Raw genomic sequence first — 19947 nt, 5'->3', positions numbered from 1 at the left:
TCACTTTTTTAGAAAAAAATCATAATTTGTCTGAACAATAGAGGGAAAAGCAAATAAAAAAAGCCTCTCCTGTCTAAGGAAAGGCTTGTTAGATCAATATTTAAGTGCGGTAAGATCCTGATCGAGCGGATGACCCGTATAGTCCCATATGTCATCCACTTTCACAACAGCGGATAGAGCGCCTGCTGTGGTACGCTTCCTGTCTACCTGCCGAAGCATACCGGATGTCAGGACGTCACCCATTTGGTTGGAAATAATCAAGACACCAGGCAGGATTACGTTCTGATCTATTGGATGATTAGTGGAATGGGTGTATGTCAACGGCTCTTCGACGGCATAAGGCTCACCCATGAAGTCATAGACATCGTCCGGAGATACCGTTGTCGTCTCAAAGTTATCAAACCCATAATCCAGCAGTTTCTCCGTATCATGGTAAGCGCCGAGCTGCGTACTATTCTTCATCGTGATGGCAACAAGACTGGTACCGTCCCGTTCGGCACTCGTTGCCAATGTGAAGCCAGCCTGTCCGACATACCCCGTCTTGCCTCCAGTCACACCGTCATACGGCATTTCCCGCATCAGCTTATGGTGCGTGTATAACGTCGTATCCCAAGACTCACTGTCCCAGTCTATCTGCTTCTTTCCGAACATTTCTTTAAAGGTATCATTCTTCATCGCATAAGCGGTTATCCGTGCCAAATCCTCCGCTGTCGTCATATGCCGTGGATCAAACAAGCCGTGTGGATTGAAGAAGGTTGTATTCTCCACCCCCACTTCCTCTTTCAGGTATACGTTCAGATCCTTAGCAAACTGCCCCGTGCTTCCGCTGAGGTGCTCCGCAATCGCTACCCCTGCATCGTTTCCTGAATTAAGCAGCAATCCTTGAATGAGCTGACCGAGCCTCATCTGATCGCCTTCTTTGAGGAAGACACTGGATCCGCCTGTTTCACTTGCCTGCTTACTCACTGTTACCGTATCATCCAAATCCCCATGCTCGATAGCGTAGATAGCGGTCGCAATTTTCGTCAAGCTGGCTGGGTACAAACGCTCTTCTGCATTTTTTTCATACAATATCCGTCCTGTATTCGCTTCCATGACAATGCCTGACTCACTATCGATCTGTGGAGTATCCCCGGCTTCTGCGGCAGCAGGAGAGGTTAAGATAAATGGTGCGATAATGAATGCAGCGATTATGGCTATAAATATTCTCACATTCCCTGACCCCTTATTTTTCAAAAATTCGTACTTCCGATTACAAAAACTAGAATCTATTATAATAGCAAATCCCTGGTGTTTCGACATGTTCCGACTCTTTGTAACATAAAATTAATTCCATTGTAATTTTCAATCCAAAAAAAGAAATTCCAACTCTTATAGAGCGGAATTTCTTCAAGGTGTCGAAACTTATGTTGTTCTCTTTTGTTTAAATCCGAATACAATCGTCAGGATGAAAATCAACGCAGCCAAAAGGTAAGCGGTATAGACGACAACCGTCTCATCGGAACCCTGGTTGCGCACACCAATGCCTATGAACGCCCAGACGAAGACGAGCGGATATACCCAATCCTCTTCGCTTACAAGGAAAAATACCGCTAATACCGTGGCGACAACCAGCAGAATAATCGTCCAGACGGTATCAGAAAGACCAAAGCCGTCCCATCCAATATCTGTTAGATAATAGCTGATGTTAGCGATCGTCGCTACACTGATCCACCCTAAATAGATGGAGAATGGCAGAAGATCGAAAAACGATGCCCCGCTTGCTTTCACTGTCGTATACAGCCGGATCAGGGTAAGCAATAGCAGCAGCATGACGATCACGGTCAAACCGAAGTAATTATAATGCCAAAGGAAGATCCATAAACTATTGAGCAGGCTGCTCAGGACGAAAAGTCCACTCGTATTTTGATAAAGCGGCAGATCTCTGCGGCTTGCCGGGAACTGACGCAGCACCCAGATTCCAAGCAGAAGATAAATTAGTCCCCAAATACTGAAGACATACCCTGCCGGTGTAAATAGAACATCGAGGCGGTTGGAAATTTCACCAGTCGTTTGTCCATTCAGCGGCAGCGCGTTCGCAAGTCCGTTAACGACGACGACAAGGATAAACGCCAGGAGATTCAAGATGAATTTACCCATGAAGACACTCCCTTTCCTTTTCCTTTTCTGTTACATAGTATTCCTCTCCTCGCCGGGTTAAAACATAATCATGAAATATCGGTCCTTTGGCCGCTGTAAATGATTTTGATCCTGATTGTACTCTCTCCATCCTTCCTCCATAAAAAAAGCGCAGCTTATGGAATAAGCTGCGCTTTATCATCTTTAATAGCCTTGGAACAAATCCTGTTGATCCGGGACGTTTTCCAAATAGCTGATCCGGCCCGCTTCGTCCAGACGGGCAATGTCCTTCCCTGTCTGCGTGTACACCTTTCCATTTGCAAGCTTTCCGCACACGGCCCACCGCGTTTCATATGCATCGGTTCCTTCGACTTTTTCCCAACCTTCATACATATGCTTAATGTCTGTATTATTGGTGAATACCTGCTTCATGAACAGCTTCCATTGATCCAGCCCCTGCTTCCTGCTGCCATTTAATACGAAGACCATGTCATCCGTGAACAAACCATTTAACTCTTCCATCGCCTCTTCACTTGTTCGGGAACGATCAAAAAGATCGAAATATTTATCTAAATTCATGCTTATTATTCCTCCTGCAAATCTCGCTGTCTTTTTTCCACTAGTAGGTACTTTACACCGCTATATGAGAAAAATCCAGCATCGTGCTTCCTCAAAAAAAGTCACCGCTGTAAGGCGGTGACTTTTCCATTTATGATTTCACAACGGCGGCAAGTTCAGGCTGATCCACCAACTGCACTTCTGAAACAGAAGAGTGCTCTAATTCCAGTATGACCAGTTCATTTCCTTGCTCCTTCAACAGCGGGCCTGGGACGTAGATCCGCTTTTGAGGACCGGCTGTGTTCCAATATCTCCCCAGATTGAACCCGTTTACGAAGAGATTCCCCTTCGTGAACCCTTCACTGTCGATGTAAGTGTCGTGTCTCCCCGGCGCATCGAACGTACCGCGGAAGAATTTCGGATAACGGGAGTCCTCCTGCTTTGCGTAGCTTTCAGGAAGGATATCCAATTCAACGGCGTACATCTCCCATTCAAAGAAATACTGCTCCCCGAGCCAAATATTCTTCGTCAAGCCTTTACGATCCTCCAGATGCTCACCGTAGTTGGCTCTTCCCATATTCTCGACGAGGATTTCCAGCGTATTGATCTTTTCCGGGAAAACGAGTGTCGTTTTCTTCTGTTCGTCATTGATATAAATGGTTTTCTGATACGTACCATTAACGTAAATAAAAGCACGGTCATGAACGGCTTCGATCCCCATACTCAGCTCTCCGGAGCGGTTGACGGTCGTCTTATAAAGGGTGTAGCCATAAGCCTGGTCAATTTCCTCCATAGAGAGCGGCTTTATGTGTGCCGTCCGCTTCCCGATTTCGGCAAGGGTATCGAACAGACTTACGCCCTCCTCCACTTCCACCCTGCCGTAAGCTTCGGATGAAAGCACAGACTCATAGTCGGCCGGGACGGTTTGGTAGTCGGCAAGGATGGATTTCACTGCATTGTATTTCTCTGTGATCGCTCCACTCTCTGTCAACAAGCTGTCATAATCATAGCTTGTAATCGTAGGGTAGTAGACATCATAGTGGTTGGCTCCGTTCATGAACCCGAAGTTCGTGCCGCCATGGAACATGTAGAAGTTGACCGATGCTTTTCGTTCCATCAATTCTCTGAAGACAGCCGCAGCATCTCCTGCGTCACGGGTGTGATGCTCCCCTGTCCAATAATCGAACCAGCCGATCCAAAATTCTGCAACCATCTTCGGTGAACCCGTCTTGAATGCATCCAGACGTTCAAACGCCTGCTCCACCTTGGAACCGAAGTTCAACGTTGTCGTCACGTCCGGGAGTGATCCCTGTTCGATAAAGTCTGGACCGTCTGATGTGAAGAGGAAGGTATCCAGACCATGCTGCTCGTATTGTTTCTTAAGGAACGTCAAATATTTCTGATCATTGCCGTAGGCGCCGTACTCATTCTCAATCTGCATCGCGATGATCGGACCGCCGTTCTGGTATAGGTGCGGGACGAACTTAGGAAGTAGCTCTTTGTAATAACTTTCTACGTACGACAGATAAACGGGATCACTGCTTCTCATGACAACATCCTTGTCCTTCAGCAGCCAGGAGGGAAGCCCTCCCATCTCCCATTCGGCACAAATATACGGGGCTGGACGGACGATCACATAGAGTCCCAGATCGGCCGCTGTCTGTATGAAACCTTCGATATCGGCTAAGCCCGAGAATTCGAACTCCCCTCTGCGCGGTTCATGCAGGTTCCAAGGGACATACGTTTCTACCGTATTCAATCCGAGAGCCTTCAATTTTTCCAGTCTGTCTTCCCAGTGCTCCGGGACGGTACGGAAATAGTGAATGGCACCGGAAAGGATTTGAAAGGGCTTATCATTTAAAAGAAATTGACCGTTTTCAGCTGTAAGCATGGCGCTCCTCCTTCTTCATTTGGACGATCTTAAATGTCACACTTCTTCCTGAATACAAGCGAGGCGGACCGCTATCAGATGGTGGGCACCATGGACACCCTGAACTGGAATGGCCCGCTCTTCAGCTGATACTTCTCCAATACATCCGGTCCACAGCTTGCAGACCCCAACCCATGCTGGCGATGGTCTATCAAAAGCGTCAGGAAGTCTTCTTTTTTCAGGTCATACGTATGTTTGGCAGCTTCCAAGTTTTCGACGGTGTAATAGTGGGCGTTGAAGTCGAACAAAGAAGCACTCTTCACCTGCAAACCTATCCCATCTAAACGATGAAGCTTCATCCAGCGGACTTCATGACGATTCCCGTTCTCCTGAGGGAAGACATAAGGAGTACGAAGCTCCTCTACGTGCTTGGACCATACTCCGATACGGGCCGACTGCCTGCTGTCGATATAAGCTTCACCCGGTCCACGTCCGAACCATTTTACGTGATCCAGTCCGGCTGGGAGTTCCATTTTTAAACCAATCCTCGGGAAGGTTTCCGGGGGTTTCCCGTAAGGTTCCCCTTTCACCTGAAGATCGATGATGCCGTCTTCCTGTACAAGGTAACGATAGGTCACGTCCAAGCCCCAGTTCAGGGACGGTGGAGCCACACGTGTTTCTACCGTAACCTCCATCCGGTTATCAGCATGTGCTTGATAATGAAGCGATCGCAGGCGATGACGCATATCCGAAAGCCCGGCGTCTCTCCACTCTTTTATCGAAGGGGTTTCCTTCCATTGATCCTGTCCCCATAGGTCATTGTCAATAGGTGCCCTCCACAGATGAAGAGCAGGGCCTTTCTCGAGCATGGATATCCCTTGATACGTCCATTCCGTCAGCATGCCGTCCTTCTTCGACCATATGGCGGCGAAAGAACCTCCGTCCAAGCGAAGGTGTCGCTCGTCCTCTACCCGCGTAATCGGCGAATGGGGCTCTGCTTGATTATTAACCGTCAATAGCTGTGCCGGAAGCTCAAACTGCGCCCAGGCAATCTCGTGCCCAGTCTCCGCCCAGTCTGTTTCGTGAGCGAGCCTGCATTCTACTGTCAGCCATACTTCCTCTTCGAACGCTTTATCCTTCAGAGATAGAAAAGGAATGTCCACCGTTTTCGATTCGCCCGGCATGATCCCTTCTAATGAAACCACTCCACTATCCAGACAGCGTTCTCCTTCCATCACTTTCCAGGAAGCGTGCAGGTGGTCAAGAGAAAGGAAATCATAGCGGTTGGTTACGTCGATTGTCCCTTTTGCAAGGTCTGCCGCTTCCATACGTACAGGTTCTATCACCTTTTTGTATTCTGCAAGCGCCGGAGACGGGGTGCGGTCCGGCATGACCAAACCGTCGATAACGAAATTGGAATCGTGAGGACGTTCACCGAAGTCCCCTCCGTAGGCATAATATTCCTCACCGTCTTCGTTCGTCTGTAAGATTCCGTGGTCCAGCCATTCCCATACGAATCCTCCCTGCAGACGGTCGTATCGATAAAAGGTATCCCAGTACTCCTGCAATCCTCCAGGTCCGTTCCCCATGGCATGGGCATATTCACACAATATGTGCGGCTTCTTCAAATCCTTACGCTTCCCTAATGCCTCCATTTCTTCTACAGACGTGTACATCGTTGTAAATACATCGGAAGCTTCCGGATCTATTTTCGGATCATAGAAGCGTTCCGAGGAAGCAAGGGCGCGACTCTCCCCTTCATAATGAACCAGACGCGTGTCATCGTATTCCTTCACCCAGCGGGCCATTTCCTGATGGTTGCTTCCGAAACCGGACTCATTCCCAAGCGACCACATGATGATGGACGGGCGGTTCTTATCCCGGGCAACCATCCGCTTCATTCGGTCTACATAAGCATCTTTCCATTCAGGGTCATCACTCAGTGCATTCCAGTCCCCGATGACTTCGAAACCATGGCATTCCAAATCCGCTTCATCAATGACGTACAAGCCGTATTGATCACACAAGTCATAGAATCTTGGATCGTTAGGATAGTGGGCCGTACGGACGGCGTTGATGTTATGCTGCTTCATCAAAAGAACATCTTGTTTCATCCACTCGAAAGGAACGGCACGGCCTAGTTCCGGATGGTGATCATGGCGGTTGACGCCTTTCAGTTTCACAGCAGCGCCGTTGACAAGGAATTGTCCATCTACAAGCTCAATGGAACGGAACCCGACTTTCAAAGGGATAATCTCTACGGTCTTTCCTTCCCCGTCTTTCAAGGTAAGGAGTAACGTATATAAGTAAGGATCTTCTGAAGACCAAAGCCGTGGCTTCATTACAGAGAATTCACGGACAGGTGCCAGGTCTTCCAACGGATCATGGATTTCGGAGAATACAGGCTGCTTCTCTTTATCAAAGAATTGATAGTCAAGCGAATAACCGGATATGTCTTTTCCTGTTCCGTTCTCCACCTTGGTTTCCACGACCAACTCTGCGACATCGGACGATTGTTTCCATACCGTCTTCACGAAGATATCGTCGATATGTACTTTTGGAACGACAAGCAAATAGACATCCCGAAAGATGCCGCTCAACCACCACATATCCTGATCTTCTATATACGAACCGTCCGACCATTGATATACCCGAACGGCGATTCTGTTCGTACCTGCTTTAAGAAACGGAGTAAGGTCGAACTCAGAGGGGATACGGCTTCCCTGGCTGTATCCTGCCTCTTTTCCGTTCACCCATAAATGGAAAGCACTGTCTACTCCTTCGAATTTGACGAATACTTTCTCCTCCAGCCACTCCTCAGGAACATAGAATTCCCGTACATAGGACCCTGTCGGATTCTCATCCGGTACATAGGGTGGATCGACAGGGAATGGATAGACAACGTTCGTATAAGCCGGTTTCCCATAGCCGTGCATCTGCCAGGACGAGGGGACCGGAAGCTCCTCCCAATCCATGACATCATAATTCGTTTCATAGAAACGTTCCGGGGCATCAAGCGGATTTTCAGCATAATGGAACTTCCAATTTCCGTTGAGAGATTGGAAGGAAGGCGAACACTCCCTCTCAAACGTCCATGCTGCCTGTTCCTTTTTATAAGGAAAGAAGTGTGCCCGCTCTCTTCTACGATTCCGTTCCAACACCTTGATATTTTCATAATCATGCGGCTTTAATTCCATGGATGAACCTCCTTATATCAGCTGTTTCTCTTAACCTTTGACAGAACCCATCATTCCAGCTACGAAATGCTTCTGCATAATGAAGAATACAAGCGCTGTCGGCAGTGTCGCGATAACAATGGCAGTCATGATTACTCCGTAATCCGGAGAATATCCTGCACCAAGATTGGAAATTAACAACGGGATCGTCTGGTTTTCAGGCGACTGCAAAATGACCAACGGCCATAGATAGTTGTTCCAGCTGTTCATAAATGCAATGATCGCTGCAGCTGCATACGTCGTTTTCATTGTAGGCAGGTAGATACGGAAGAAGATACCCAGCTCACTCAACCCGTCCATACGCCCGGCTTCCACTAATTCCTTCGCGAACATCTTCGTATTCTGACGGAAGAAGAAGATAAAGAATGCCGTAATGACGGTCGGCAGGATGGCAGCCGCGAGGGTATCGATTCCAAGAAACGGGATGGTGGAAGATACGCCTCCGAACAAACGGTAAAGCGGAATCATGATGGCTGCAAACGGAATCATCATAGAAAGAAGAAGAACATTAAATATGCGGTCCTTGCCCGGTGAGCGGTAAATTTCAAACCCATAACCAGCAAGGGAACCGATCAACAAAGTCAAAAATGTCGTGATGACGGCAATGATCGTAGAGTTTACGAGCGCCGTGACGACATCCACTGACTCGAACAACACACGGATGTTTTCAAATAGATGGGTACCCGGCAGCAAGCGCCCTTGAGTAACGTCCACCGACTTGTTGGTCATGCTCACAATCATCCACAAAAACGGGAAGATAGAGAACAACGCCGCGACACTCAAAAACACATAGACACCGATTCGTTTTGCTTTCTTCATTTTTCTTCACCTGCCACTTTAAATTGAATTAGCGAGAAGATAACCACAAGGATAACGATTACGTAAGATACAGTCGCTGCATAACCAAAATCAGGGCTGTACTTGAATGATAGATTATAGATGTACATGGAGATAGATAGGGTTGCGTTACCCGGTCCACCACCTGTGATGTTCATGATTTCATCAAAGATCTGAAGTGTTCCGATCGTAGACATGATGGAAGTGAACAAGATGATCGGCTTTAACATAGGGACAGTAATATAGAAGAAACGTTGAATGCTTGACGCACCGTCTATTTTTGCCGCCTCATACATGGACTTATCTACGTTCTGCAAGGCCGATAGATAGAAAATCATATTGTAACCCGTCCAGCGCCATGTGATGGCAAGAATGATCGTGATCTTGGCAAGCAGTGGATCCGCCAGCCAGTTCAACGGTTCCGAAATGAGAGAAAGATCCAACAGGAACGTGTTGATTAAACCATCGACACCGAATAAGTATTTAAAGATAACTGCATAGGCGACCAATGAAGTGACACACGGAAGGAAAATTGCCGTCCGGAAAAATCCTTTGAATTTCAACGTCGAATCATTCAGGATGACCGAAAAGACCAGAGCCAGAATGATCATGACAGGCACTTGCACAAGAAGATAAATGAACGTGTTTGTCAGAGCTGCTATGAAGGTGGGATCACTGAAGAGGCGAATATAGTTATCCAGCCCTACATATTCAAGATTGGCTCCCATACCGGATTGGAAGGACAGCAGCAAAGCTCGTAACATTGGATAGAAATAGAACACTGCGATTCCAAGAATGGCAATGATGATGAACAACCAACCGACATAATTCTTTTTAAACCACCGTTTCGTTCCGTTCTTCTTACTTTTCTCCACATAAGTAGAACTGGTACTTTCCATGGAATTGCTCATTTTGTACTTCCTCCTCTTTCCGCCTGATCCACACTTTTTTGTAAAGAAAGGGATTCTTCGAAAGCATGAACACTTCCCAAGAACCCCTTTTTTAGTGAATCAGTCCTGACTGATTTCTAACGGAATTATTTCAACTGCGCTTCTGCCTGAGCTTGAGCATCTGCGAGCACAGCATCCAATTCTTTTCCGTTCAAGTAGTTCTGCATTTCCGCTACAAGGATATCTTCAATGGCGTACGTGTGCGTTCCGTAATCGACAGCCGGGATCTCGTTTGTCCATTCAGACAAGTCAGAGACCAATTTCTGTCCGCCGAAGAATTCGCTTTCCTGCTGATAAGCTTCTCCCTCTGCTGCTGGAGAGTACGTAGCGACAGCTCCTACTTCCGTAATTAGATCCTGATAGAAATCAGTATTGCTTCCGAAAGTTTCACCCAGGAATTCAGCTGCTTTCTCTTTCCCATCGATGTTCAACACATAGAAGGAGCTTCCTCCAAGGTTCGATGCGTTGACGGCACCCTCTACATCAAGTTTTGGAATTGGAGCGACCGCCCATTTACCGGACTGGGATTCTTCCGCCATGATGCTTGCACCGATCCAGTTACCAGTCGGAACTGTCGCAATGTCTCCACTGTTAAAGGCAGCGACATATTGACTCCAGTCTGAATTCGCTTTCACAATATCCGCTTCCATCATGGACTTGTAAGTTTCGAACGCTTTCTTCAGTGCTTCGTTACCTTCAATGTTCAATGTTTCTCCATCTTCCTCGACATACCATTTACCAGCAGACTGGATCATGGCACGGACGATTCCAAGATCATTAGGATCCATGGAAACCATGTCTTTTCCTGTTTTCTCTTTCACGTCTTTACCGATGGCAATGAATTCATCCCACGTGATGTCTGTCAGATCTTCTTTCGTATAACCGGCTTCTTCCAAGTAGTCCGTACGGAAGTAAAGCCCCATAACGCCTGTATCAAAAGGAAGTCCGTACTGCTTTCCATCCAAGCTCGTCGGAGCGATCTTATAGGATGCGAAATCATCTGGATTCATATAATCATCAATTGGATAAAAAGCATCAGGATAAGATTTCAAGAAACTTTGAGCACGCTGGTCTTCAATCAGAACGATGTTCGGCATACCTTTCATTGTTCCGGAACTGAGTCCTGTATTCAATTTCTGTACGATATCATCTTGAGCATTTTCAATAATTTCGATTTCTGCATCGCCTTCGTAGGCATCTTTAGCAATTTCCAATGCTGCTATATTGAACTTCGGATCCCACGCCCATGCTGTGACTTTATTGGAATCTTCCCCACCTCCATCACTACCGCTCGATTCATCCGAAGAACAAGCAGCAAGTGTGAAAATAGCGATCAGAGCTAAAGCGAACACCCAACTTTTCTTAAAAAGAAAACCTTTCACAACGAAAACCCCCTTTTATTTGTAAGCGTTATCATTACGCCTATATTTATCATAACGGATAAAAAAAAAGACCGTTAGAACGATCTTTAGAAAATTATTTAACTATCTTTGGAGTTTCTATGATTACGATGGACCTATTTTGGTATTATTTATAGGTATGGTCATATCTTTAGGATTTCCTTCGAGTAATGGTAGAACTATTTTCACTTTCGTGCCCTTTTTCCACTCACTGGCTATTTCTACTCCGTAATGTTCTCCGAACAACATCTGGATTCGATCATGTACGTTCCGAATCCCTATACCGCTGAACAACTTTCGTTTCTCCTTCTGATTTCGGAACGTTTCCATCCGCATGCCGTCTCCTGTATCCACAACTTCACAGACCAGTTTGTCCTCCCGCTGGGCAATGAGAATTTGAATGAAGCCTTCCTTTTTGTCCGTAAATGCATGAAAGAAAGCATTTTCCAGGAAAGGCTGGATCACCAGCTTAGGTAAATGATAATGAAGACAGTCAGGGGAAATAAGCGTATTCACCTTAATTTTGTTTCCATAACGCATCCGATTAATAAGGATATAGTGCTCGATGTTCGCAGCTTCCTGCTCTACGGTAATGGTTTCATCCACGTTTCCGAGTGCATTCTGCAGCAAAGGAATAAGCGCATCGATCGTATCGAATGCTTCTTCTTTCTTCCCTTCTTTCACCATGAATTTAACAGAAGTCAACGTATTGTATAAGAAATGGGGATTGATCTGGTGTTGAAGGGCCTCAAGTTCCGCTTTTCTCGCCTGCCGCTGCGTTTTCAGCAGAATATCCACATGATCCTGAAGCTCGTTCAACATATAATTGAAAGCCTCGCCGAGCTTTCTGGCTTCGTATCCACCCTCTTCGTCTACCGGCTTTCGGAAATCGTATTTTGACATATTGGAAATCTGTCCGACCAGCCTGCTCAAGGAATTGGTCATCCTCCTCGATATAATGAATACGATTCCTACGGCCAAGATGACGATTCCTACGCTGATCATCACCAGTTCCTTCGTATCAATCAAGTTATTGACGACGACCTCCTGATCGATCAAATTAATGACATACATGTCCAAAGCCGGCAGAGATTCTGACATCATTAAATAGTCCTTATCGAACGCCTCCGCATCTCTATATTCCTTACGGTTTACATCGGAAGCTTCTGCAACGGAAAGAAGGTGCGGGGTACGGCGTCCGATCCATTCAGACCTATTACTGGAAACGATCTCCCCCTGGCCGTTCATGACAAGCACACTATTCCCTTCACTCGTAAACCCTTCATAAAAGGCGTGAACGTCCCTTTCCCGGATGGGAATATATACATATCCATAGATATTGCCAGTCGACCTTTCCGTCAAGGCTTTAGAAGCAACGACCATATCTCTGCCATTTGAAATTTCACTGGCAGGAATGAATTGGTACAGAATTTCGTCCGGGTTCTTCTGCAGATTTTCTGTAATTGGATGGTTGATCAGAGCATCTGCAGTGACAGGCCAATGGTTATATTTCATATTGAACAGACGGCCATTGTTGCCAAGTACGATCATATTAGCCTGATTCAGACTATCTGTATAAATACGGTCCAGCTGTTCTGTAATCCCGTAGTACGACTTCGATTCTTCTACCGAATTCATATCCTCTCTCGTCAGCAGTCGCTTGATCGTCCCGTTATCCTGGACATTCATGGTAGTAGATGCGACTGCATTACTGAAAGATTCGAATTCCTGCTTGATCTGATTCAACACTTTCGTATTGGTAATACTGAAGGTTTCCATGAATAAATTATTGGACATTCGAATCGTACTGAAGGCAATTAAGACCGAAACAGCGACAATACTGATCACCATGACCAAAAACATCTTCATGAACAACCGATTGTTCCGAATAAATTCTCGCAGTCTTTTCATCTGGTTTCCTCAATTCGCTGCCATAGCTTTTTTACGATACTTTCCCGGAGAGGAACCGACCAGCCGCTTGAATACTTTACCAAAGTAGCTTGGATCAGAATAACCGACCTGCTCACTCACTTCGCTTACAGGCGTATTCGTCGATTCCAGCAGCCGTTTCGCTTTCTCAATCCTCACCTTGTTCAAATAATCGCTGAAACCGATATGAAGGTGCGTACTGAAATACGTAGATAAATAAGATGCGTTAAAGTGAAAATAGTTGGCAAGCGTCGTCAAGGACAGCGGTTCCGCATAGTGTTCTTCTATATATTGCAGCAGACGCTGGACATCGGTCGGGCATTCCCTCTGGGTATCCTCTTGAACGACCACTTGAACCTTCTCCAAAAAATCATAAAAAGGTGCGACCGCATCATTTACATTCCCAGCCTCGTTGATGACTGCAAAGTATTCATACTTTAACGTTTCCAGGTCATCCACCGGATATTTCATATTGCCGAGGAGAACAATGCTGTTAAAAATGACGTTCTCCATCCAAGATTTAAACTCAAAGATATCGAGAGTATAATCACTCGTCAAGGCATCGAGGTGCCTTCTTAAATTTTGTATGGCCGTATCGAATTTCCGCTGCTTGAAGCGATCAATGAAACCACTTAAATCGAATGGGCGCTCCTTCCGCTCCAAGTCCGGCAGCAGCCCTTCCATAAGAATAGGAGCTTCCGGCATATAAAAGGCGTATTCTTTCAAGCGAATAACCTGGTCGCGATAGACTTCACCGACTTCCTTAAGAGAGAAAAACGGTGCACTGACGACCCACGGAGCGCGGTCTCCGACTCCTTCATATTCATCGGAGAAACGTACCAGCCTTTCTTGGACAGCAGCTGTATGAAGGGAGTCATAAATGAGCAGAGCCACATTGAAATCGCTTTCAACGTCAGCGATCCACTCAATTCCTTTAATCGCTCCCTCTTCGGATAATTTTTGATGCAGAGATATAAGTGACGAATTGCCGCCATTCCGTCGGGTCTCGGTCAATCCAAGGAGCGTGTAGGCTCCCTGCGGGAATGCCTGTAACTTCTCTTCTTCTTCCGCCGTCCACTCCTGTCCCTCCAATTTCTTACGCAAAAGATCTTCCAAGGAGATATCTTTTTCATATTCAACCGGGTTGTCTGCTGTATTCGGCGAAATCCGATTTAACGTCCGAATCAGCTCTTCCCCGTTCAATTTCGGCTTTAATATATAATCGGCAATACCGAATTGAAAGGCGGAACGCACATAGTCGAAGTTCTCAAAACTGCTCAGTACGATAATTTCAACGGACGGATGCCGTTCCTTGACGGCCTTCACTAATTCAATTCCGTTCATGCCCGGCATAACGATATCCGTAATAAGCAGATGTGGATGAAGCTCATCGACAAGCTGCAGCGCCTCTTTCCCGTTTGATGCTTCTCCCACAATACGGAATCCCTGACTCTCCCAGTCGATATAATTGATGATCCCCTGCCTGATCAGCATTTCATCATCTACAATGACCACTCGATATAAATCTTCCATACGAACCCCTCCCCGCTTTCATTCCCAAGGCTTGATCCTGTTTGCCTTTCTCTGTCAGCTGAACCCATCTTCACCAGGAAACCAGGGTTTTTGCAGAAAATTCTTTATACCTATATTCTAATGTCATTTTTTTAAACCGTAAACAGCAATCCATGCGAGGTCTCTGACAGAAAAAAAAAAAGGACCAGCATCCTGGTCCTTTTCATAAGCGGGGAGAAGGAATATAGACAAGGAAGCAGCGGAAACCGTCTTCCCTTCCCATCTTTTCTGTATAGTCTATCCATCTGACAGCTGCTTCCATCTCAAGCGTATGCTGATGGATGTCTCTCTCCAGATCTTTCATGGTTTGAAGAAGTTCAAACAACGTCATACCAAACCTTCGGGCGGCCTTCCGGTGTGGTTGATCGCTGCTTATCAATCGAATGAAATCGTCCGGGGTCGACACTGTTTCTGCAAGTTCATCCTCCATTTGAATGACATAGGTATATAATTCTCTTTTGTCAGGATTCATCTGAAGCAGGACATTCTTTTTTAGTATGTTGCGCAGATAATGACTCACGCCTTTTCCCTCGATTCTTTTGCTGAATATACATAACATAATTAAAGAGTAACGATTACTATTTAAAATTATACAATATGCGCTACGTATGTAAAGCTGAAATTCCCAGAAGACAACCGAAGAATTAAATTATTTTTAATACCTAGTTGACTGATAGGAATTATTGTAGTTTAATACCAATAATAGCAAATTCGATCCTCAAGAGGACAAAGGAGTGGAAGGATGTACGAATCATATCCGGTAATCAATGGAGCAGAATCGTTTACGTACGAAGGCAGTAACGGCGTCGGGATCCTTTTGTGTCATGGTTTTTTAGGTACACCACAAAGCATGAAGGACCTTGGGACGGCGTTTGCATCCAAAGGCTACACCGTTAAAGCACCAAGGCTTGCAGGCCATGGAACACATGGGGAAGATCTGAAGCACTGTTCTTTCTCCGACTGGTTCTTATGCTTGGAAGAAGCCTACAGCGAGTTAAGCGCCCAGTGCGGCCGGGTTTATGTTGTCGGTCAATCGATGGGCGGCACGTTGACGCTCGACCTTGCCAGCCGGCATAAGGCAATAGACGGTATCCTGTTGATTAATCCAGCTATGTCCATCCCCTCTTTCTCTACTTATAACAGGAATGATTGTCCGATGTGGATCGAAGAAGGACGTCCGGACATCAAGAAAAACGACGTGGAAGAAATCACCTATACCAGAACCCCGCGATTTGCATATCGACAGCTGCTTCAATACATGGAAGTGGTCCAGAAACGGCTTCCCGCCGTATCCTGTCCGATCAGCTGTTTCCAATCCAGGATCGATCATGTCGTTCCACCGGCAAACACCGACTTCATCCTTCAACGTGTTGGTTCGAAGCAGAAGTCCAAAGTGGTGCTTGAGGACTCTTACCATGTCGCATCGATGGATAATGATCAGGAAACGATCATTGAGCACACCCATGCTTTCATTCAGAACCACCTGCACTACGCCTTACCAAAAGTCGATCTCTAACAAAAAAGCTGCCAGGCAATGGCAGCTTTTTTGTCTTCTATTAATCGAACAGAACACTGACGGAGTGCTCGTGTTGGACACGAAGGAGTGCATCTGCAAGCAATGGTGCCACAGACAGCGACTTGATTTTAGAGATCCGCTTTTCCTCCGGAAGGAAAATAGAATTGGTTACAAGCAGCTCTTTGATCGGCGATTGATCGATTTTCTTCACAGATGGATCCGAAAGTACGGCATGAGTTCCACAGGCATAGATATCTTTCACATCATGCTTGAGGAGCGCTTCCGCAGCAATTGTAACTGTATCGGCGGTATCAATCATATCATCCACGATAATTACGTGTTTGCCTTCTATGTCACCGATGACATTAACCTGACCTGGTTCTCCCGGCCCCTGCCTGCGCTTATCTACGAAAGCAATCGGCAGATCCAGAATGTTGGCCATTCTTCTTGCGCGGCTTAAACCACTCGTATCCGGTGCAACGATGACTGTATCCTGCAGATTCTTATAATTTTCTTTGTAATACTGTGCAAGAATCGGAATACCAAGCAGCTGATCCACCGGCGTATTGAAGAAGCCTTGGATTTGAGGCGCATGCAGGTCGAGAGTGATCACACGTGATATGCCCGCTGTTTCCAGAAGGTTTGCAATCAATTTCGCAGTGATCGGCTCACGAGGACGTGCCTTTCGGTCTTGACGTGCATAACCGAAGTAAGGAATGACGACGTTGATCGTCTTCGCAGAAGCACGTTTCATCGCATCAATCATAATAAGCAGCTCCATCAAGTTCTCGTTGACAGGCTGGGACGTCGGTTGGACGATATACACATCATCCCCGCGGACGCTTTCTTCAATGTTGATCGTAATTTCTCCATCACTGAAACGGATGACGGAACTCTTTCCTAAAGGTACTTCCAGAATGTCCGCTATTTCCTCCGCCAACGGCTCATTGGAATTCATGCTGAACAGCTTCATCTTTGATTCTGAACTCATATAGATCTCTCCCGTACAAAAAAAGTGAAAACCGGCTTAAGGTTTATGAAAAAAATACAGCAGCGTTTTCCGCCCCTATAAATGGAAAGTACACCTTCTTATTATAGCATCAAAATCCCCTATGCTTAAATCAGACTCCTGTTCCATTTATTCCCTCAGATCCTCCTTCTCTTATCCAAGGCAGGATGAAGATAAAAAAAGGAGGCCGACAGGACAAGTAATCCTCCTGTCAGAATAGGAACAGTTGTCCCGTACACTTCCGCCAGCCATCCTGCAAATAAAGCGGAAACCGGCATGAGGGACCACGTCATGAAGCGGCTTGTCGCCTGCACTCTCCCGAGCAGATGCGCCGGACTCCCCTGCTGACGGATAGTAAGGATACATGGACTGCTGATGGAAGCTGTTCCTGTACCGACGGCATTCATCACAGCAAGCCACCAGAAAGACCCTCCTGCCGCGAAACCTGCAATAGACGCCCCGCCGAGAACGCCTGTGCAGAAGAGAAGCGTCCGGTATGTCATTCGTTTACTGAGCCAGCTGGACGCTAAGGATCCTGCCACAGCTGTAATGCCCCCAACAGAAAGAAGAAAACCAATGGGGACGGTGGCCATGTTAATGGTGGAATTCAAATGCACAATGTACATGGTAAGAAACATGGTCGTTCCGAAAACAGAAAACAGCATAGCAAGGTTCGTGTGAAGAATCGCTTTGACAGACCAAACATAACGAAACCCTTCTTTCAACCCGGATATCATTCCGTCTTTGTTCTTTCCACTCCATGACGGCGATTGTATAGGAAGGCTCCAAACGACCAAAGCCCCGATCAGAAACGAGAAACTATTCAGGATCAATCCAACTCCGGGGTTCCAAATACTCAGAAGAATCCCTCCAAGCCCCGGGGACAGAAACACAGCAGCCTGAAAAGTTCCACTGTTGACAGCATTCATAGCCGGCAGCTCTTCCTCTTTTACTAATTCAGGAAGAATAGCAAACTGAGATGTTTGATAGAGTTGGGTACACACGCCCACAAACAGTGCTGCTGCATACAGATGCCAGATTTCCAGCTGACCCGTTATGTATAGAATCCCTAAAAGTCCAATAGCTGAAAATCGGGACAGGTCACTTCCCAAAAGAAGGAACTTCCTGTTGAAACGGTCCGTCCACACACCAGCCACCGGCTGAAGGAGAACAGGCAGCCTTTCCAATGCCGCAACGATTCCCATACTTAAAGGAGAACCTGTGATGGATAAGACAATCAGTGGCAGAGCAATCAAGTAGATTTGATCTCCGAAGAAAGATACAAGATTCCCTCCAATGAACCGGAAAGCCGGATGACGAAAGGTGTATCGTCTCTTATCTTCGACAACGTCTGGAACGGCTCCCCTCCTCATTTACATCCCAAATAAGCTTTCATATCTGTTCCCATAGATTCAATTACTTCCGGATTTCCCTCATAAACATTCCCTTCCTGCTTAACAAGTCGCGCAGATTTCAACAGTTTCAAATGATGGTGAATGGTCGTCTTTCCCATTCCCAGCTCTGTCGTCAACGATCGGAGCGAATGCGGTTCCTCCATCAGCCGCTTCAATACCCTCAAACGTGTTTCATCCCCCAGCGCTTTGTATCTTTGCACCAGCTGTTTGTTCGGAACATCCGCTTCCGGATAGATGCTTCCATTCGCTGCTGCATAGTAAAACACCTTCACGCCTTCCAAGTCGGCCTCCACATTCCACGGACGATAAATATAGTGAGGGATAAGGATAACTTTATGGACTCCCGGCTCCGGGAGATACTTCACTCCATCTGTTGCCCACTCCACAAGCTGTTCCGCATTCATCTGCTTCTGCCTCTTCTGTTTAGAAATATGATCTCTCGTTAAAATGGAAGAAAGCTTTTCCTTATCCGGACGTATCACGGTCTCAAACCAGCCTTCCATCACCTTCCCCAAGTGCTCCTTCAACTGTGTGCCGGAAACATGCATAATAAATGCCAAGTAGCCGGGCAGGAAAGGATGATTCTTTAATTCTTTCTGGAGCACATGCAGCGCTTCCTCAGAACCTTCCAAAAGCTCTTGTTTTCTGGCCTCATACTTTCTCCCAAGATAAGGAACAGCATAGGATTTCAATTCCTCATTCGACAGCCCTTCGATAAAGGACTGAAATTCACTCATCTGTGTAAAGTCCCCTTGATGAAGCAGCTGCAAAAGCGTCTTCCATGTATTATGTTCTTTCACATAGGATAGGTGGTCGATCATATCGCTTGAGAAAGAGGCAAGAATCAATTCCCGATCTTTCTCCTTCCATTCCAGCGTGTCCAATAAGGAATCGTTGGTAATGGCTGCAATGCCAAGAGCCGCTTCCCATAATAAAGAAGACTTCACCTCCACCTCATACGTCTCTCTGTTCAGCTTCGTCCCTGCAGAAAATAATTCCATATTATCCCTCCTACCTATATTCTATACATATAGAACACAATATTCAAACTATTTAAAATGAAAAAGCCTCGAAAATCCTTTCTTGCTACTTCTGTAGTAAACAGCACATTCAGTCATAGGAATAAAGTGCCGAAATCCTCCTATTTCGTTGAAAAGCATGGAATCAATTGGTAATGTGATAAAAACTTCCAATTAATCCTCATCCATGACAAAACAAAAGGAGAGTTATGTTTTATGAAGAAACTTGCAAAAGTAGGAATCGCTTTAGCCGCTGTAGGTATCTTGAGCTTTGGGGACGTTACAGGTTCGACCTCTTCCGTCGTGGAAGCAAAAAGCATGACATCCGACACCCTTCACCACGCAGGTTCCACTTCTTTCGGAAGCGATTGGAAAAGTGGACGCGTAGGATTCTGGGGCGGTTGTGCTCTATCCGGTTGGTTAGGGACATTTGAATGCCATGAGTCCCAACTTCCTTGGTAATAAAACGACTACTCATAAGAAATGAATCCAAAAAGCCCCTGTTTCCTCTCAACAAG

The 19947-nt window shown here is 46.2% G+C and carries 16 protein-coding genes; 2 read left to right on the top strand and 14 right to left on the bottom strand.

What is annotated here, in order from left to right; translation table 11 throughout:
• Window positions 1-93 precede the first annotated feature (93 nt).
• The 11 genes from D479_RS09760 to D479_RS09710 all read right to left on the bottom strand — a co-directional run bounded on the left by D479_RS09760 (window position 94) and on the right by D479_RS09710 (window position 14990).
• Window positions 94-1212, bottom strand: a complete 1119-nt coding sequence (locus D479_RS09760) for a D-alanyl-D-alanine carboxypeptidase family protein (protein ID WP_008636412.1) — start codon at window positions 1210-1212, stop codon at window positions 94-96.
• A 192-nt stretch (window positions 1213-1404) separates the two neighbouring features.
• Window positions 1405-2139 carry a tryptophan-rich sensory protein gene (locus D479_RS09755; RefSeq protein ID WP_008636411.1) on the bottom strand — a complete coding sequence of 245 codons (735 nt, stop codon included), beginning with the start codon at window positions 2137-2139 and terminating at the stop codon, window positions 1405-1407.
• A gap of 183 nt (window positions 2140-2322) precedes the next feature.
• Window positions 2323-2697, bottom strand: coding sequence for a nuclear transport factor 2 family protein (locus D479_RS09750; RefSeq protein ID WP_008636410.1), 375 nt, complete (start codon window positions 2695-2697; stop codon window positions 2323-2325).
• 130 nt (window positions 2698-2827) lie between these two features.
• A complete protein-coding gene (locus tag D479_RS09745; protein ID WP_008636409.1) occupies window positions 2828-4567 on the bottom strand; it encodes a glycoside hydrolase family 35 protein in 1740 nt (579 codons plus the stop codon).
• Between the two features lie 74 nt (window positions 4568-4641).
• Window positions 4642-7743, bottom strand: coding sequence for a glycoside hydrolase family 2 TIM barrel-domain containing protein (locus D479_RS09740; protein ID WP_008636408.1), 3102 nt, complete (start codon window positions 7741-7743; stop codon window positions 4642-4644).
• 30 nt (window positions 7744-7773) lie between these two features.
• Window positions 7774-8601, bottom strand: a complete 828-nt coding sequence (locus D479_RS09735; protein ID WP_008636407.1) for a carbohydrate ABC transporter permease — start codon at window positions 8599-8601, stop codon at window positions 7774-7776.
• Window positions 8598-9530 carry a sugar ABC transporter permease gene (locus tag D479_RS09730; protein WP_008636406.1) on the bottom strand — a complete coding sequence of 311 codons (933 nt, stop codon included), beginning with the start codon at window positions 9528-9530 and terminating at the stop codon, window positions 8598-8600. The genes D479_RS09735 and D479_RS09730 overlap by 4 nt, the downstream gene beginning before the upstream one ends.
• Window positions 9531-9655: 125 nt before the next feature.
• A complete protein-coding gene (locus D479_RS09725; RefSeq protein ID WP_008636405.1) occupies window positions 9656-10951 on the bottom strand; it encodes an extracellular solute-binding protein in 1296 nt (431 codons plus the stop codon).
• Window positions 10952-11074: 123 nt separating this feature from the next.
• Window positions 11075-12880 carry a sensor histidine kinase gene (locus D479_RS09720; RefSeq protein WP_008636404.1) on the bottom strand — a complete coding sequence of 602 codons (1806 nt, stop codon included), beginning with the start codon at window positions 12878-12880 and terminating at the stop codon, window positions 11075-11077.
• Window positions 12881-12889: 9 nt separating this feature from the next.
• A complete protein-coding gene (locus D479_RS09715; RefSeq protein ID WP_008636403.1) occupies window positions 12890-14431 on the bottom strand; it encodes a response regulator transcription factor in 1542 nt (513 codons plus the stop codon).
• 202 nt (window positions 14432-14633) lie between these two features.
• Complete coding sequence (locus tag D479_RS09710; protein ID WP_008636402.1) at window positions 14634-14990, bottom strand: hypothetical protein; 357 nt, start codon at window positions 14988-14990, stop codon at window positions 14634-14636.
• 222 nt (window positions 14991-15212) lie between these two features.
• On the opposite strand from D479_RS09710, the gene D479_RS09705 reads away from it, so the two are divergent.
• Window positions 15213-15986: an alpha/beta fold hydrolase gene (locus tag D479_RS09705; RefSeq protein WP_008636401.1), complete on the top strand. Its 774-nt coding sequence runs from the start codon at window positions 15213-15215 to the stop codon at window positions 15984-15986.
• Window positions 15987-16026: 40 nt separating this feature from the next.
• Here D479_RS09705 and D479_RS09700 read toward each other — a convergent pair whose 3' ends face one another.
• The 3 genes from D479_RS09700 to D479_RS09690 form a co-directional block, all read right to left on the bottom strand.
• The gene (locus tag D479_RS09700; RefSeq protein ID WP_008636400.1) at window positions 16027-16977 is read right to left on the bottom strand and encodes a ribose-phosphate pyrophosphokinase; all 951 of its coding nucleotides are present in this window, start codon (window positions 16975-16977) and stop codon (window positions 16027-16029) included.
• A gap of 155 nt (window positions 16978-17132) precedes the next feature.
• On the bottom strand, window positions 17133-18368 hold the full coding sequence (locus tag D479_RS09695) for an MFS transporter (protein ID WP_008636399.1): 1236 nt from the start codon (window positions 18366-18368) through the stop codon (window positions 17133-17135).
• Entirely contained in the window at window positions 18365-19411 is a 1047-nt protein-coding gene (locus D479_RS09690) for a metalloregulator ArsR/SmtB family transcription factor (protein WP_008636397.1), read from the bottom strand. Before D479_RS09690 ends, D479_RS09695 begins: the two co-directional genes overlap by 4 nt.
• Before the next feature lie 234 nt (window positions 19412-19645).
• Here D479_RS09690 and D479_RS09685 point away from each other — a divergent pair, with 234 nt between their 5' ends.
• Complete coding sequence (locus D479_RS09685; RefSeq protein WP_008636395.1) at window positions 19646-19891, top strand: hypothetical protein; 246 nt, start codon at window positions 19646-19648, stop codon at window positions 19889-19891.
• The last annotated feature ends 56 nt before the right edge of the window (window positions 19892-19947 follow it).

The sequence above is a fragment of the Halobacillus sp. BAB-2008 genome (genome assembly GCF_000328325.1).
Taxonomy (GTDB): Bacteria; Bacillota; Bacilli; order Bacillales; family Halobacillaceae; genus Halobacillus.
Note: the sequence above shows the minus strand (reverse complement) of the source record. Positions and strands in the feature narration are given on the sequence as shown.

Excerpts from the sequence above, each read along its gene's own strand:
- D479_RS09755 (WP_008636411.1), bottom strand. The coding sequence starts at position 2,139 with ATGGGTAAATTCATCTTGAATCTCCTGGCGTTTATCCTTGTCGTCGTC.
- D479_RS09750 (WP_008636410.1), bottom strand. The coding sequence starts at position 2,697 with ATGAATTTAGATAAATATTTCGATCTTTTTGATCGTTCCCGAACAAGT.
- D479_RS09745 (WP_008636409.1), bottom strand. The coding sequence starts at position 4,567 with ATGCTTACAGCTGAAAACGGTCAATTTCTTTTAAATGATAAGCCCTTT.
- D479_RS09740 (WP_008636408.1), bottom strand. The coding sequence starts at position 7,743 with ATGGAATTAAAGCCGCATGATTATGAAAATATCAAGGTGTTGGAACGG.
- D479_RS09735 (WP_008636407.1), bottom strand. The coding sequence starts at position 8,601 with ATGAAGAAAGCAAAACGAATCGGTGTCTATGTGTTTTTGAGTGTCGCG.
- D479_RS09730 (WP_008636406.1), bottom strand. The coding sequence starts at position 9,530 with ATGAGCAATTCCATGGAAAGTACCAGTTCTACTTATGTGGAGAAAAGT.
- D479_RS09720 (WP_008636404.1), bottom strand. The coding sequence starts at position 12,880 with ATGAAAAGACTGCGAGAATTTATTCGGAACAATCGGTTGTTCATGAAG.
- D479_RS09715 (WP_008636403.1), bottom strand. The coding sequence starts at position 14,431 with ATGGAAGATTTATATCGAGTGGTCATTGTAGATGATGAAATGCTGATC.
- D479_RS09705 (WP_008636401.1), top strand. The coding sequence starts at position 15,213 with ATGTACGAATCATATCCGGTAATCAATGGAGCAGAATCGTTTACGTAC.
- D479_RS09700 (WP_008636400.1), bottom strand. The coding sequence starts at position 16,977 with ATGAGTTCAGAATCAAAGATGAAGCTGTTCAGCATGAATTCCAATGAG.
- D479_RS09695 (WP_008636399.1), bottom strand. The coding sequence starts at position 18,368 with ATGAGGAGGGGAGCCGTTCCAGACGTTGTCGAAGATAAGAGACGATAC.
- D479_RS09690 (WP_008636397.1), bottom strand. The coding sequence starts at position 19,411 with ATGGAATTATTTTCTGCAGGGACGAAGCTGAACAGAGAGACGTATGAG.
- D479_RS09685 (WP_008636395.1), top strand. The coding sequence starts at position 19,646 with ATGAAGAAACTTGCAAAAGTAGGAATCGCTTTAGCCGCTGTAGGTATC.